This is a genomic window from Psychroserpens ponticola (assembly GCF_023556315.2).
Lineage (GTDB): Bacteria > Bacteroidota > Bacteroidia > Flavobacteriales > Flavobacteriaceae > Psychroserpens > Psychroserpens ponticola.
The window spans coordinates 77569-92375 of sequence record NZ_CP116221.1 but is presented as its reverse complement, the minus strand read 5'-3'; the positions used below and the strand labels follow the sequence as shown (position 1 = coordinate 92375).

The 14807-nt window shown below is 30.9% G+C and carries 10 protein-coding genes and 1 pseudogene; 6 read left to right on the top strand and 5 right to left on the bottom strand.

Features of this window, described 5'->3' with window-relative positions; genetic code table 11:
• Positions 1-56 precede the first annotated feature (56 nt).
• Positions 57-650 (bottom strand): MarC family protein, encoded by a 594-nt coding sequence (locus MUN68_RS00400; protein ID WP_249996379.1) that lies wholly within the window; start codon positions 648-650, stop codon positions 57-59.
• 106 nt (positions 651-756) lie between these two features.
• Here MUN68_RS00400 and MUN68_RS00395 point away from each other — a divergent pair, with 106 nt between their 5' ends.
• Positions 757-1323: a DUF3109 family protein gene (locus MUN68_RS00395; protein WP_249996378.1), complete on the top strand. Its 567-nt coding sequence runs from the start codon at positions 757-759 to the stop codon at positions 1321-1323.
• Positions 1324-1325: 2 nt separating this feature from the next.
• Here MUN68_RS00395 and MUN68_RS00390 read toward each other — a convergent pair whose 3' ends face one another.
• Positions 1326-3275 carry a tetratricopeptide repeat-containing sensor histidine kinase gene (locus MUN68_RS00390; protein ID WP_249996377.1) on the bottom strand — a complete coding sequence of 650 codons (1950 nt, stop codon included), beginning with the start codon at positions 3273-3275 and terminating at the stop codon, positions 1326-1328.
• Between the two features lie 43 nt (positions 3276-3318).
• Complete coding sequence (locus tag MUN68_RS00385; RefSeq protein ID WP_249996375.1) at positions 3319-4053, bottom strand: LytR/AlgR family response regulator transcription factor; 735 nt, start codon at positions 4051-4053, stop codon at positions 3319-3321.
• Positions 4054-4757: 704 nt separating this feature from the next.
• On the opposite strand from MUN68_RS00385, the gene MUN68_RS00380 reads away from it, so the two are divergent.
• The 3 genes from MUN68_RS00380 to MUN68_RS00370 all read left to right on the top strand — a co-directional run bounded on the left by MUN68_RS00380 (position 4758) and on the right by MUN68_RS00370 (position 10567).
• A complete protein-coding gene (locus MUN68_RS00380; protein ID WP_249996373.1) occupies positions 4758-5747 on the top strand; it encodes a ribonucleotide-diphosphate reductase subunit beta in 990 nt (329 codons plus the stop codon).
• A gap of 217 nt (positions 5748-5964) precedes the next feature.
• Positions 5965-8442, top strand: coding sequence for a ribonucleoside-diphosphate reductase subunit alpha (locus tag MUN68_RS00375; RefSeq protein ID WP_249996372.1), 2478 nt, complete (start codon positions 5965-5967; stop codon positions 8440-8442).
• Positions 8443-8806: 364 nt separating this feature from the next.
• Positions 8807-10567: a Na/Pi cotransporter family protein gene (locus tag MUN68_RS00370; RefSeq protein WP_249996370.1), complete on the top strand. Its 1761-nt coding sequence runs from the start codon at positions 8807-8809 to the stop codon at positions 10565-10567.
• Positions 10568-10576: 9 nt separating this feature from the next.
• Here MUN68_RS00370 and MUN68_RS00365 read toward each other — a convergent pair whose 3' ends face one another.
• Positions 10577-11299, bottom strand: coding sequence for a DUF6503 family protein (locus MUN68_RS00365; RefSeq protein WP_249996369.1), 723 nt, complete (start codon positions 11297-11299; stop codon positions 10577-10579).
• An 84-nt stretch (positions 11300-11383) separates the two neighbouring features.
• Here MUN68_RS00365 and MUN68_RS00360 point away from each other — a divergent pair, with 84 nt between their 5' ends.
• Together MUN68_RS00360 and MUN68_RS00355 are read left to right on the top strand one after the other, a co-directional pair.
• Positions 11384-11890 carry an RDD family protein gene (locus MUN68_RS00360; RefSeq protein WP_249996368.1) on the top strand — a complete coding sequence of 169 codons (507 nt, stop codon included), beginning with the start codon at positions 11384-11386 and terminating at the stop codon, positions 11888-11890.
• A 118-nt stretch (positions 11891-12008) separates the two neighbouring features.
• Positions 12009-12399, top strand: a pseudogene (locus MUN68_RS00355) (chromate transporter).
• 47 nt (positions 12400-12446) lie between these two features.
• Here MUN68_RS00355 and MUN68_RS00350 read toward each other — a convergent pair.
• Entirely contained in the window at positions 12447-14783 is a 2337-nt protein-coding gene (locus MUN68_RS00350) for an inorganic phosphate transporter (protein ID WP_249996365.1), read from the bottom strand.
• Positions 14784-14807: the final 24 nt, after the last annotated feature.

Sequence of the window (14807 nt, the reverse complement as noted above, 5' to 3'; positions counted from 1 at the left end):
CGCTATTAAACATTCGTTTGTATTAAGAATTGTCATAGCTCATTTCACCCGTAAATTTAAGCAAACTCAAAAAGGGCTTTAATATTATGAGCAAAAAGTTTTACAGCAATAGCTAATAATATTACGCCAAATACTTTTCGAATAATATTAATCCCATTTTTACCTAAAACATGTTCGAGCTTTGCAGATGTTTTAAGCACAATAAAGATAACAATAACGTTGCATATCACTGCAATAATTATATTTTCGATAGCAAATTCTGCTCTTAATGATAATAGCGTTGTTAAACTTCCAGGTCCTGCAATAAGCGGAAATGCTAATGGAAACACTGATGCTGTCATTGCACTAGACTCATCATCTTTATATAAGGTAATCCCCAAAATCATTTCTAAAGCAATAAAAAAGATTACAAAAGCACCAGCAACTGCAAATGAATTAACATCGACACCAATTAAAGACAATATATTTTTTCCTAAGAACAAAAACAAAATCATAATTACACCAGCAATTAGGGATGCTTTTTCGCTTTGAATATGACCTACTTTTTTACGCAAATCGATAATTATTGGAATATTTCCAATAATATCAATAACAGCAAACAACACCATAAATGCTGTAAATATTTCTTTAAAATTCAATTCAAGGTTCATGACTTACAAATTTTCGGCAAAAGTAAGTCTTTAAGTGAGATTAATAACGTTAAATAATGGTAAAGTTTAACTATTTTTGTCATTACTATTTTTAGCTTAAAGTCGTATGTTCCAACTAGGAAAAACAATAGTTTCAGAAAGCATTATCGAAAAAGATTTTGTTTGTAATCTTTCCGCATGTAAAGGCGCATGTTGCATTGATGGAGATGCTGGAGCTCCTTTAGATTCTGAAGAGATCAAAATTCTAAAAGATATCTACCCAAAAGTAAAGCCATTTTTACGTAAAGAAGGTATTGCAGAAATTGAAGCTCAAGGCACGCATATTACAACGGCATTTGGAGATTTTGAAACCCCTTTAATTAATGGAGCCGATTGTGCTTATGTTATTTTTGATGATAAAAAAACGGCACTTTGTGGCATTGAAGAAGCTTACAATCAAGGTGAGATTTCATGGAAAAAACCTGTTTCTTGTCATTTATATCCTATTCGAGTTAAGGATTATTCTGAATTTTCTGCTGTAAATTACGATAATTGGGAAATTTGCGACGACGCATGTACTTTAGGAAAAGAATTACAAGTTCCTGTTTACAAATTTGTAAAAGAAGCACTTATTAGAAAATTTGGTGAAGATTGGTATGCTGAGTTGGAGAAAGTCGCAGAAACTTACAAATAACATTAAGCGGTTCTTTTTGCTATTATATGTACAGGAATATCAACAATGATTTTGGTCCCAATAGCATTTTGGTTCGTATCGTATAGATCTTCAATACGTATTTGATAATCATATGTGAAATCTTTTGAAAAATTAGCCAATCTAGCCTTAGTTAAAGAGATACCAACTGACTTCCGTTTCAACAATTTACCTTTATTAATTTCAGCTGAACGTATTCTTCCAATCCCATTATCTTCAATACAAATAGTAACAAATTCTGCATTTGTTTGAGATACATTAAGTTTAATTTTTTTATCATCTTCCTTTTTAGATGACAAACCATGCCAAAGTGCATTTTCTAGAAAAGGTTGCAAAATCATTGATGGCACTTTTATACTTGCAGTATTGATATTGTCTTCAACATATACATCAAAGCTTATTTCGTTTGAAAACCTAATATTTTCAATATTCATATACAGTTTCATCGTGGCTAATTCATCTTCTAAAGAAATTTCTTTTTCAGTAGAAGCAACTAAAATTTTTCTGATAAATTTTGAAAACTTATTCAAATAATAAACTGCATTTTCTTTTTCATTATTAATAATATAAAGCTTGATAGAATTAAGTGAATTAAAAATAAAATGTGGATTCATCTGACTGCGCAGCATGTCTTGTTCAAGAGTCAGGATTTGTTTTTCTTGTTGCAATTGCCTGTTTCTATAAAGCGAAAACAAAATTGCTCCAATAATTAAAAAAGCTAGTATAGAGTACCAAAAGAACTTCTTATTGCGCTCTAATCTAGATTTTACAATTTCATTTTCATCAGCTAAAGCCTTAATTTGGTTATTCTTTGCTTCATTTTCATATTGAATAATAACATCATTAACATATCGCAAATTACGGTCGTTAGCAATTGTTTTTTCTAATGCAATAGCGTCTCTATATGCATTTAAAGCTAAGCTAGGCTTATTGGTCATTTCATACAAATCTGACAAATGCTTTTGAGCTTCAACAATCGATAATTTTAAACTGTATTTTTTTGCAACATCTAATCCTCTTTTTAGATTGGTTTCAGACAAATCATTCAAACCTAAGTGTTTTTGAGCCCATCCCAAATTAATATATGAGGAAGAAATATAAAACTGATCACCAATTTTCAAGGCCTTTTCTAAAGCTTTTTCAATACTAGTTTTAGCTGCGCTAAATTTCTCTTGTTGGATATATACTTTTCCAATGCTATTGTAACAAATAACACGCCCAAGCTCTGAGTCTATTTGATTATTATAATCTAATGATCGCTCATAATTGTTTAGAGCCTCCTCTAATTCTCCTTGAGCTTCATAAGTAAACCCTATATTTTGATAGTTGATAGCCAAGCCTAACTTATTACCTGATTCTTTTTCAATTGAGAGCGATTTTTGAAACTGTCGTTTGGCCAATTCATACTGTTCTAACACCAAATAAATATTACCAATACTATTTTGAGACACAGCAATATTATATTTTATTTCTTTTGAAGGCTCATCTATTGATCTAGCAATATCAAGTGCTTTTGTATGAAAATCAAGTGCAGGTTTTACAAGATCCATCCTTCGATAAACAACTCCAATATTATTAAGGTTAATAACTCTTAATTCTAGATTATTGACCTCAACTGCCAAAGCATTTGCTTTTTTATGGACATTTATGGCGCTTTCATAATGTGAATTATTTCTATAAAACACACCTAAATTATTTAATGCAAAACTTTCACCTTCTAGATAGTTAAACGCTCTAGACTTTTGAATTAAAGCATTCATCTTTATGGTGTCTCTTTCAAATTCTGAAAAGATAGAATCTAATATTTCAAAATCTCTAGGTTTAGTTGTTATGATAGATTCTAATTGTAACTCAAAATCAGACTTCAAATTATCCTGAGCTTGAAGACCTAAACATAAAATAAAGCAGAAGGTCAAAACAAATACTAATTTCATTTTGACAACAACGGTTAAGCATATGTTTTGAAGATAACTCACTCTATAATTTCTCTAAAAAATCTGATTTTCGCTGTCTCGCTACAGGAATTTTATGATTAGACTGCATCACAACATAACCTTCACTCTTAATAAATTCTTTTATTTTATTAAGGTTAATGACATAAGAATTATGTATTCTAAAAAAACAATGATCAGGTAAAATAGCATCAATTTCTTTTAATTTTTTCGTAACAACTATTTTTGGAGCGTTTTCAAGAATAATAGTGCTGTAATTACCATCTGATTCCACATAAAGAATATCATCAATACTCAAAAAAATTAGTTTCCCATCAGTATTAATTGTAATTCGTTTTTTATCCAATTTACCATTAAAATTAGTCAACACTTCTTCAACCTTTAAAACATTTAAAGCTCTAAAATTGTACTTCTTAATTTTTTGAATGGTCGCTTCTAGATCATCAGAATCTATTGGCTTTAATAAATAATCAATAGCCTCATGTTTTAATGCTTTAATTGCATATTCGTCATAAGCAGTAGTAATTACCACAGCAAAATCTTTGTTTGCTAGTTTTCCTAGAAACTGAAAACCATCCATTGTTGGCATTTGTATATCTAAAAACAAGCAATCTGGAGTGTTGGCATTTAGATAAGTTATCGCCTTCTCAGGATTAGAGAACGTCTTAATAACTTCAATATCACTACTAAAGTTAGATAACTCCCAAGATAAACTTTGGATAGCCTTTGGTTCATCATCTACTATTACAGCTTTTATCATAATATCAAATATATAATATTATGAAACAAAACATCTGTAATATGTATGGTTAGCATTCTTTTATGTGTATTGTGCAAAAAATGGGCTTTTTAAGGTTGTCTTAAAATAACAATACCAACTATACACTATTCATGACCAACTACACAAATTCAATTTGAGTACCAATTTAAAAGTTACATATTTGACTAAACAATTAATGACCAATTACACATTAATACATAAAAATAAGTGATCGTGGGGATTCACTATTTGATTAAATGCTATTAATCATAAAAAGTCAGGGTCAAACCTGACTTTTTAATTTTAAGGTCTATACAAACACTATTACACAGTTAATAGTTTTCGTTAGTTTTTGTTAATTATTTAGGGATTAAAGAGAGCTGTTAATGCTCTCTTTTTTTGTTTAATTTATACTGATATTTTACAATCTATTCAACGTAGCAAACATCGGCTACACCAACTTATTTAACAGGATTATACTTACTTTTATTAATGAAACTATTTAATCGTATTGATTTAATTATCAAATACTTATGATTATTTTTAACAAATCTTTGATTTTTTTATCAAATTATCAATTGTTAAAAACTTGTTGAAAAGCTTTCCAGAAAAACAGCAAAATATCTCATACATTTTTGAATCTTTGTTAGTTCCAAATCACACGATATTTTTCAGTAAATTTTTAAATCAAAAACCCAAGTAATATGTCTCAAGTTGTAGAACCAATTTTGCAAGAAAATAAAGATCGATTCGTTATTTTTCCTATCCAACATCATGATTTATGGGAATGGTACAAAAAATCTGAAGCAAGTATTTGGACTGCAGAAGAAATTGATTTACATCAAGACATTACAGATTGGACACAAAAATTAACAGACGATGAACGTTACTTTATCAAACATGTTTTAGCTTTTTTCGCAGCAAGTGATGGTATTGTAAATGAAAATCTAGCCGAAAATTTCGTAAATGAAGTACAATATAGTGAAGCTAAATTTTTCTATGGTTTCCAAATTATGATGGAAAACATTCACAGTGAAACCTACTCATTGTTGATCGACACGTATGTAAAAGATGAAAAAGAAAAAGCTGGTCTTTTTAATGCAATTGAAACATTTCCTGCTATTAAGAAAAAAGCAGATTGGGCATTAAAATGGATAGAATCTCCAAGTTTTGCCGAACGTTTAATCGCTTTTGCAGCTGTTGAAGGTATTTTCTTTTCAGGGTCTTTTTGCTCAATATTTTGGTTGAAAAAACGTGGTTTAATGCCAGGTTTAACGTTTTCAAACGAATTGATCTCTCGTGACGAAGGCATGCATTGCGACTTTGCAGTTCACTTACACGAACATCACTTAATAAACAAAGTACCAAAAGGTCGCATCAAAGAAATTTTGGTTGACGCATTAAATATTGAAAGAGAGTTTATTACAGAATCTCTTCCTGCGAGTTTAATTGGTATGAATTCTAAATTAATGTCACAATATTTAGAATTTGTAACTGATGGACTACTTCAGGATCTTGGTTGTGAAAAAGTTTACAATACAGCAAACCCTTTTGATTTCATGGACATGATTTCATTACAAGGAAAAACAAATTTCTTCGAAAAGCGAGTATCTGAATACCAAAAAGCTGGTGTTCTTAATAAAGAAGAGGAAGAAAACAAATACGATTTTGGCTCAGATAGTTTCGACTTCTAAAACCAAAACAAAAATCAAAGACAGAATTATTTTGATTGGCTTAATGACCCTTTAGTTGAAACAACTTTAGTATAAAATTTTATAGTCAGTTTTAATTTCAGTATAAAAACCTAATAATTAATCTAGCTATTAATTGGCTTCCTAACTAATTAATAGCAACCAACTAATCCCTTTTTCTGAATGGTGGCTTCAGAAAAAACTAAAAAATGTGTAACGTATGTTTGTATTAAAAAGAGACGGAAGAAAAGAACCAATAATGTTCGACAAAATTACGGCAAGAGTTCGTAAATTATGTTACGGACTTAACGAACTTGTTGATCCAATTAAAGTAGCAATGCGAGTTATTGATGGTTTATACGATGGTGTAACAACTAGCGAATTAGATAATTTGGCAGCAGAGCAAGCTGCTACAATGACTACTGCTCATCCAGATTACGCACGTTTAGCTGCTCGTATTTCGGTATCTAACTTACATAAAAACACAAAAAAAACCTTTAGCGAGGTGATGACAGATTTATATACTTACGTAAATCCTAGAAATGGCAAAAAAGCACCTTTACTAAGTGATGAAGTATACAACGTCATCATAGAAAATAAAGAAAAATTAGATTCTGCAATTATTTATAATCGTGATTTTGGTTATGATTATTTCGGATTTAAAACATTAGAGCGTTCTTATCTTTTAAAATTGAATGGCCAAATTGCAGAACGACCACAACACATGTTAATGAGAGTATCAATTGGTATTCACCTTAACGATTTAGATTCAGCTATTGAGACCTACGAGTTGATGTCTAAAAAGTACTTTACACACGCTACACCAACATTATTTAATTCTGGAACACCAAAACCACAAATGTCATCTTGTTTCTTATTAACAGTAAAAGACGATAGTATTGATGGTATTTATGACACATTAAAACAAACTGCTAAAATTTCACAATCTGCAGGAGGAATAGGTTTATCTATTCATAATGTACGTGCAACAGGAAGTTATATTGCTGGAACAAACGGAACAAGTAATGGTATTGTACCAATGCTTAAAGTGTTTAATGACACAGCACGTTATGTAGATCAAGGTGGAGGAAAACGTAAAGGAAGCTTTGCAATGTACATCGAGCCTTGGCATGCAGATATTATGAGTTTCTTAGATTTAAAAAAGAATCATGGTGCTGAAGAATTACGTGCTCGTGATTTATTTTACGCGATGTGGATGCCAGATTTATTTATGAAACGCGTTCAGGAAGATGCAGAATGGACCTTAATGTGTCCTAACGAATGCCCAGGATTATGTGACGTTCACAGTGAAGAATTTGAAGCATTATACACAAAATACGAATCTGAAGGAAAAGGTCGAAAGGCTATAAAAGCAAGAGAACTTTGGGAAAAAATATTAGAATCTCAAATTGAAACTGGAACACCTTACATGTTGTATAAAGATGCAGCAAATCGTAAGTCTAACCAGAAAAATTTAGGAACGATTCGCTCTTCAAATTTATGTACAGAAATTATGGAGTACACCTCTCCTGATGAAGTTGCTGTATGTAATTTAGCATCTATTGCATTGCCAATGTTTGTTAAAAATGGAGAATTTGATCATAAAGAGTTATTTAGAATCACGAAACGTGTGACTAAAAACTTAAACAGAGTTATTGACAGAAATTATTATCCTGTAAAAGAAGCTGAAAATTCAAATTTCCGCCACAGACCAGTTGGTTTAGGAGTTCAAGGATTAGCAGACACATTTATTAAATTAAGAATGCCTTTTACAAGTGATGAAGCTAAGACCTTAAATCAAGAAATTTTTGAAACCTTATACTATGCAGCAGTAACTGCAAGTATGGAAGAAGCAAAAGTTGATGGTCCTTATGAATCTTATGAAGGATCTCCAATAAGTAAAGGTCAGTTTCAGCACAATTTATGGAACATACAAGAGGACACCTTGAGTGGTCGTTGGGATTGGGATAAATTAAGAAAAGAGGTTGCCAAGCATGGTGTTCGTAACTCATTATTAGTTGCACCTATGCCAACTGCATCAACATCTCAAATTCTTGGAAACAACGAATGTTTTGAGCCATACACGTCTAACATTTACACACGTCGTGTATTGTCAGGAGAATTCATTGTTGTAAACAAACATTTATTAGAAGATTTAGTTGAATTAGGACTTTGGAATGAAGACTTAAAGAACGAAATCATGAGAGCTAATGGATCTATTCAAGATGTAGATTGCATTCCTGAAGATATTAAAGAATTGTATAAAACCGTTTGGGAATTATCTATGAAAGATATTATAGATATGTCTCGTCAACGTGGTTACTTTATTGACCAATCACAATCACTTAACTTGTTCTTAGAAGGTGCAACCATGGCTAAGTTAACATCTATGCACTTTTATGCTTGGAAAAGCGGCTTAAAAACAGGAATGTACTATTTACGTACTAAGAGCGCTGTTGATGCTAAGAAAGTAACAATTACAAGAGAAGTGAAAGCTGAACCTGTTGCAGAAGTGCAAGAAGTAAAAGTAGATACTGTTGCTCAAAAACAACAAATCGCTGCTGAAACTGCAGCAAAATTTGCTAAGCAAACTGCAGAGAAAGTAGAAGTAGAACCAATGAGTGCTGATGAAATGAAAGCGTTAATCGCTCAAGCTAAAGAAGCCGAAGGTGACGATTGCTTAATGTGTGGTTCTTAAACCCAAAGTATTAATTAAAATAATAAAAGCATCTCTTTCGAGATGCTTTTATTATTTTAACATATCTGTCACTGAGTAAACATCACTTTCATTATAATACCAAACTCTGTTATGGCAGGAATAAATAATTTTTTTTATAAGAGCTGTTTTTGAGGATTATTTTAAATCTTTTTTGCTTTTAAAACAGGAATCTTTTACTTTAATGCCTATTAATAATTTTTTAGTCGACAAACTTACTTATGGAATATAACATTTATGTTATTACTTACCTTACAGTGCCGTTGCAACGCTTTTGCAATGAGTTGATAATACTATTAAAAATTAAAAGATATTCAATATCTGTTAAAAATCTAAACATTTAAAAATGATTAGAAAAACGATATTCTTTGCGCTTTTAATTGTTCTTGCAATTCTACTTTATTTATACCCAAATTTCAAAACGATAGCAGCTGGTATTGCCATCTTACTTTTTGGGATGATTATGCTAGAAGAAGGATTTAAAGTTTTCACAAAAGGTCCTTTACAAAATTTATTAAAAAAAACGACAGACAAATTATACAAAAGTATTACCGCAGGAGCACTAGTAACAGCTTTGATTCAATCAAGCTCCTTAGTGTCAGTCATCACAATTTCATTTATAAGCGCAGGACTTATAAGCTTATCTGGAGGAATAGGTCTAATCTTTGGAGCAAACATTGGAACTACAGCTACAGCCTGGTTGGTCGCAGGATTTGGTTTAAAAATTAATATTTCTGCATTGTCAATGCCAATGTTGGTTTTTGGAATTATTTTTTCAATCCAGAAAAAAGCCTCATTAAAAGGCATTGGAAATGTTTTGGCTGGCTTAGGATTCTTCTTTTTAGGCATTCATTTTATGAAAGAAGGCTTTGACATTTTTAAAGAATATATAGATTTAACCCAATACGCCATATCAGGATTTAAAGGTGTAATAATCTATACACTATTAGGAATAGTAATAACAACAGTTTTACAATCAAGTAGTGCAACATTAGCATTAATATTAACTGCATTAGCAGCAGGTCAAATAGAATATGAAAATGCCTTAGCTTTAGCAATTGGAGCAAACATTGGTACAACCATTACAGCTGTTTTGGGATCGTTAAGTTCTAATGTGGCTGGAAAAAGATTAGCTGGAGCACATTTAATCTTCAATGTTTTTACTGGAATTGCGGCTTTAGCTTTAATTTATCCATTAGCAAATTTAGTTAATAACATATCTAAATTTACAAACATTAGCTCAACAGACTATACTTTGAAATTAGCATTGTTTCATACCATCTTTAATATACTTGGTGTTATTATCATGATTCCATTTATAAAACCATTAGAACGTGCGTTATTAAAATTCTTCAAAGACCATAAAGATAAAGATATTGATGAACCAAAATATCTTAATAATGCAGTTTTAAAATTTCCAGCTTCGGTAATTTCGGCCTTGATAAATGAATCAAAATATTTATATAAAAACACCATTTTTGAAATAGTTGCCCATGCTTTAAACATTCATAGAGAAGATATTAAATCTGATAAAAAAGTAAAAAAGATTTTAAAAAAATCTACCAAAGATTTACAAACAAACGTAGAAGACCTCTACTATAAAAAAGTTAAAACTATTTATGGTGAAATTATTAAATATGCAATAACTGCACAAAATGATTTTAAACTTAATAGAAAAGAAAATGAAGCGATTACTGATATTAAAGTGGCGAATCGTAAAATGGTTGAAATCATTAAAGATGCTAGAGAACTAAATAAAAACATTACCATGTCTTTAGATTTAGATAATAAGCATATGTTGAAAGAATATGATGGCTTTAGAAAAAAAATCATCAAAGTATTACGTATTATTTATTTATTCAGAAAAGCTGAAGATTCTGAAGTATATGCAAAAAAACTACTCCAATTAAAGAATGAAGCAAAAGAGAATATTAGACAGAGTAATAAATCCATTGACAAATTAATCAGAGAAAATTTAATTTCTGCTGAAATGGCATCTTCCCTATTTAATGATTATACCAACGTTAATGATATGGTTAAAAAATTAATTGAAGTTGCAGAGTTGCTGTATGGAAAGAAAGACACCTTATTAGACAATGGTAATTAGCATTTAGTGCTAGTTCTTTAAAATATCTGTTGCCAAGTAAGCATCGTCTTTATTGTAATACCAAGCTCTTACTTTAGGTATTTTAATTTGATTAATTGTTTCAGTATCAGATAACATAATATACTCTCCACTATCTGGCTTTAAATTACCTTTTTCATCCGTTTTAAAGAATTGATAGATTTCCATGGCAAAAGTTTCTGGATTGAAATAAAAGTACCACACATCACTACCTACAGTTTTATCGTAAGTTACTTTTAACACCAAATACGATTTGCCTTTAAATGTTTTTCGTTCAACAGTTTCAGAAATATTAGTGCCTTCATCTTTTAGCTTCATAGGCAAACCATATAAATATGTATAATAATTTTTGTACATGTTAGCACGATCACAACTTAGATTGTTTGAAAACAATTCAGCTTTACTTAAATCTGTTTTTCCGTTTAACGAAATAGTACACATGCCTTTATCAACTGTATATTCTGTAACAATAGTATCTTTAGTCGCTTTTACTTTGAAAAACTCTGTTGGAAGGTTAATAGTAACATGACTAATCCTTTTTGAATTTTTAGGCATTTCCATCTCAATATCAAATTCAGCTTTAAATGTACTCCATTGTTTATTTGGATCATGATATTCAATTGCTTTTTCTAAAAGTGATGAGCCACTAATTGTTTGAGCTGTTAGGTAATGAAAACTGAAAATGAATACAAATAAAAATGTGAGTGGTTTCATATCTGATTTTTTAGATTCACTAATTTAAACTATTTGATTTTAATTGAAGAACCTTATATTTGAAATTCACAAACACTACGAATCATGAATCAAACTCACAACAATGTGCCTAAAGATGTTTTAGCATCTAAAGGAATTAGATTTGCAAACTTAATTATTGATTATATCGTACAGATTGTTTTAGGTGCTATTCTCGGCATTGTACTTGCACTATTATCTGAACTTACTGGAAGCTATGCTCTCTATGATATACTAATAGAATCAGATAGTAGGCTTTCAGATTACTTATTTGGCGCTTTTATTTTATTAATATATTTTAATATTATTGAAACATTTACAGGACGATCCATAGGCAAATTGATAACTAAAACTAAAATAGTGACACATGAAGGCTTGAAACCTACATTTAGTGATATTTTAATTCGTACACTATCTCGTTTAATTCCTTTTGAACAATTATCTTTTTTAGGTCAAGATGGAAAAGGCTGGCATGATTCAATTTCAAAAACGTATGTGGTTGATATAGAAAAATTTGAAGCTAAAATTAAAATAAAACAAGGCATTGAAGAAATCGGGCAAATTGGAGACTAAATATGGTTTTCAAACCATGATTTAAATTCCTGATATGAATCCAAAATTAAAAGAAGTTGCTCAAGTCATTTTTTAATTAGGTTGTTTTGCATTTGGTGGTCCTGCTGCTCACATAGCAATGATGGAAGATGAAATCATTGAAAAACGCAAGTGGATGACTAGAGATGATTTTCTTGATCTCATTGGAACTACAAATCTTATTCCTGATCCAAACTCAACAGAAATGACAATGCATTGCGGTTATGAACGAGCTGGCAAAGCAGGTTTATTTATAGCTAGTATTTCATTCAATATTATTGCGTTATTTTTTAGATTCAGTAAATATCGCTGCAGTTTCAGTTATGATTGCTGTATTACTTATAATGACAAAAGAAACACTTATAGAATGGCAAAGTATCACAATTGCTATAATTGCTTCGTTTTTAACTTTTAAAACAAAAATAAACACCATTTGGACTATCATTATTGGTGCAATTCTAGGATTTCTTTTAATGACTTTAGCCAAATAAAAAAAGCCATCATAATTATGATGGCTTTTTTATTTATAAATTATCTTTTATTCTTCTTGCTCTGAAGACTCTGGGTTTTCAATAATTTCATCTACAACTGTAATAGTTGCAGGTTCAACAGAACTATCAAAAGAGTTATGATACTCTTCTAGCAAATTCATTGTAGCTTTAATTAAATCCTTAGTCTCTAAAAGCATACTGAAATACAATGTCGTATTCTTAGGGCTTGATTCTTCAGTACGAGTACGAGCTACTTGTCTTTTAATTTTTTCTTTTACAAGTTTATAAACTTCCGTTCTTTCATCTAAAATAGCACCTATTTGTTCAAAAGATTCAGAGTTAAATGCAGCTCTTGTGTCTTCAAATAAAACTTCTAACTTATCATCAACCTCTTTAAGTTCTTTAATTTGACTGAATTTAAGTTTCTTATGATTATTATTAACGTGTTTATGACTTACTTTAGAAATGTATTCTAACGACTGTGTCATATCTTGAAGATAACCAAGAATATTGATATAGAAATCACTAGCATCAACACTAGACTCATCTAAATTTTTAATAAAATAAAACACATTATCTCGTAAATCATCTACCTCTGCCGTTAACTTAACAACTTGTTTCTTACTCTTTTTGAGTAATGCTAAATCCTGTCTAGCAAGTCCAACAATTGCATTAGAGTAAATTCTATTTGTACGCTTCACTACATTGGCAATGTTATTTGCACTTTCATGAATCACTCCTTGTACAGAACTACTTTCTGCTCTAGTCAAAGAATCTTCTGCTTTAACTTCTTTAGCCTTTTTATTATGTGCTATAGAGCTTCTAATTAACAACCCAAAAGCTGTAACCAATAAAATTGGAAACATAACATCTAAATTTAAGTTCAATAGATATGCTACTAAAGCAGCTGCTGTAAACGCGCTAAATGCAGTAAAAAACCATCCTCCAATAACATTTAATACACCAGCAACTCTATACACAGCACTTTCAGCTCCCCAAGCTCTATCTGCTAGAGAAGTTCCCATTGCCACCATGAAGGTGACATAAGTTGTAGATAATGGTAATTTATAAGATGTTGCTATAGAAATCAATACTGCGGCTACCATCAAATTTACAGCAGCGCGTACTAAGTCAAATGCTGGTAATTCATATACCTTATCTTTAGAAAGAGGAATCACAGGTGTTTCAAATTGTTTTTCAATTTTTGCTTGCCATGATTTAGGCAGCATATAAGATGACATTTGCGACATTAACATTGCTGATCTCACAAAACCTCTAGATAGCCAGTTGGGCTGAAAACGTTCTTGCGTTTCTCCTTGGCTAGATAAATCTAAAGATGTTTTTACGACACCTTTTGCTTTTGTTGAAAACCACAAAGTTAAAACCATAACCATTCCTGCTCCAAATAATAACCAGTTGTTTGTTGGTACTTTTTCAGCTAAGATATCCATCGGGAATTCAGTTGCTAAAACACCTGAAGCGGACCATTCTAGAAAAGCATTATAAGCAGCAACAGGCACACCTATAAAGTTAACCAAATCATTTCCTGCAAAAGCTAAAGCCAAAGCAAAAGTACCGACAATAATAATTAGCTTGTAAATGTTCGTTTTTGCAAAAGCTATTAAAACATAAGACAATAAAGACCAAAATACTGAACTTACTAGGACTATTGATAGCACTTGTGTTTCTAGAAAATCTTTCATAGTACCACCTCCAAGAATATCAAAAGATTCTTTAGCATAGGACGTTCCTTTTAGGCCTTTCATGAAAATAAAATAAGTTATTGCTGTCAAAGCAAATCCTCCAAATAACGCACCAACCCAATGTGCTTTATTTTCAAAATTATAAGACAAAAGTAATCTAGACACCCATTGTACTAATGCACCTATAGAGAATGCAACAATGACGGAGAGCAGTATCCCAAATATAATTTGGGATGCTTTTGATGTATTTATATAATTGATAACTTCGTCAAAGTTCCCGCCATCATGACCAATTTTTATTAACGCCATTGCAACAGCTGCACCTAATAATTCGAAAACAATAGACACTGTTGTAGATGTAGGCATTCCAACGGAATTAAAGAAGTCAAGTAGTAATATGTCTGTTATCATTACTGCCATGAAAATAATCATGATTTCATTAAACATAAACTCACTTGGATTAAAAATCCCTTTACGTGCTACTTCCATCATTCCACTAGAAAACACTGCGCCAACAGCAACTCCTAGACTAGCAACTATCATAATAGTTTTAAATGAAATGGCTTTAGAACCAATTGCAGAATTCAAGAAATTTACTGCATCGTTACTAACACCTACAACCAAATCAGCAATAGCTAAAATGGCTAAGGCAATAATCATATATAAATATATATTTTCCATAATTTAATTTAAATCGTTTGCAAA

Excerpts from the sequence above, each read along its gene's own strand:
- MUN68_RS00400 (WP_249996379.1), bottom strand. The coding sequence starts at position 650 with ATGAACCTTGAATTGAATTTTAAAGAAATATTTACAGCATTTATGGTG.
- MUN68_RS00390 (WP_249996377.1), bottom strand. The coding sequence starts at position 3,275 with ATGAAATTAGTATTTGTTTTGACCTTCTGCTTTATTTTATGTTTAGGT.
- MUN68_RS00365 (WP_249996369.1), bottom strand. The coding sequence starts at position 11,299 with ATGAAACCACTCACATTTTTATTTGTATTCATTTTCAGTTTTCATTAC.
- MUN68_RS00395 (WP_249996378.1), top strand. The coding sequence starts at position 757 with ATGTTCCAACTAGGAAAAACAATAGTTTCAGAAAGCATTATCGAAAAA.
- MUN68_RS00370 (WP_249996370.1), top strand. The coding sequence starts at position 8,807 with ATGATTAGAAAAACGATATTCTTTGCGCTTTTAATTGTTCTTGCAATT.
- MUN68_RS00375 (WP_249996372.1), top strand. The coding sequence starts at position 5,965 with ATGTTTGTATTAAAAAGAGACGGAAGAAAAGAACCAATAATGTTCGAC.
- MUN68_RS00360 (WP_249996368.1), top strand. The coding sequence starts at position 11,384 with ATGAATCAAACTCACAACAATGTGCCTAAAGATGTTTTAGCATCTAAA.
- MUN68_RS00380 (WP_249996373.1), top strand. The coding sequence starts at position 4,758 with ATGTCTCAAGTTGTAGAACCAATTTTGCAAGAAAATAAAGATCGATTC.
- MUN68_RS00385 (WP_249996375.1), bottom strand. The coding sequence starts at position 4,053 with ATGATAAAAGCTGTAATAGTAGATGATGAACCAAAGGCTATCCAAAGT.
- MUN68_RS00350 (WP_249996365.1), bottom strand. The coding sequence starts at position 14,783 with ATGGAAAATATATATTTATATATGATTATTGCCTTAGCCATTTTAGCT.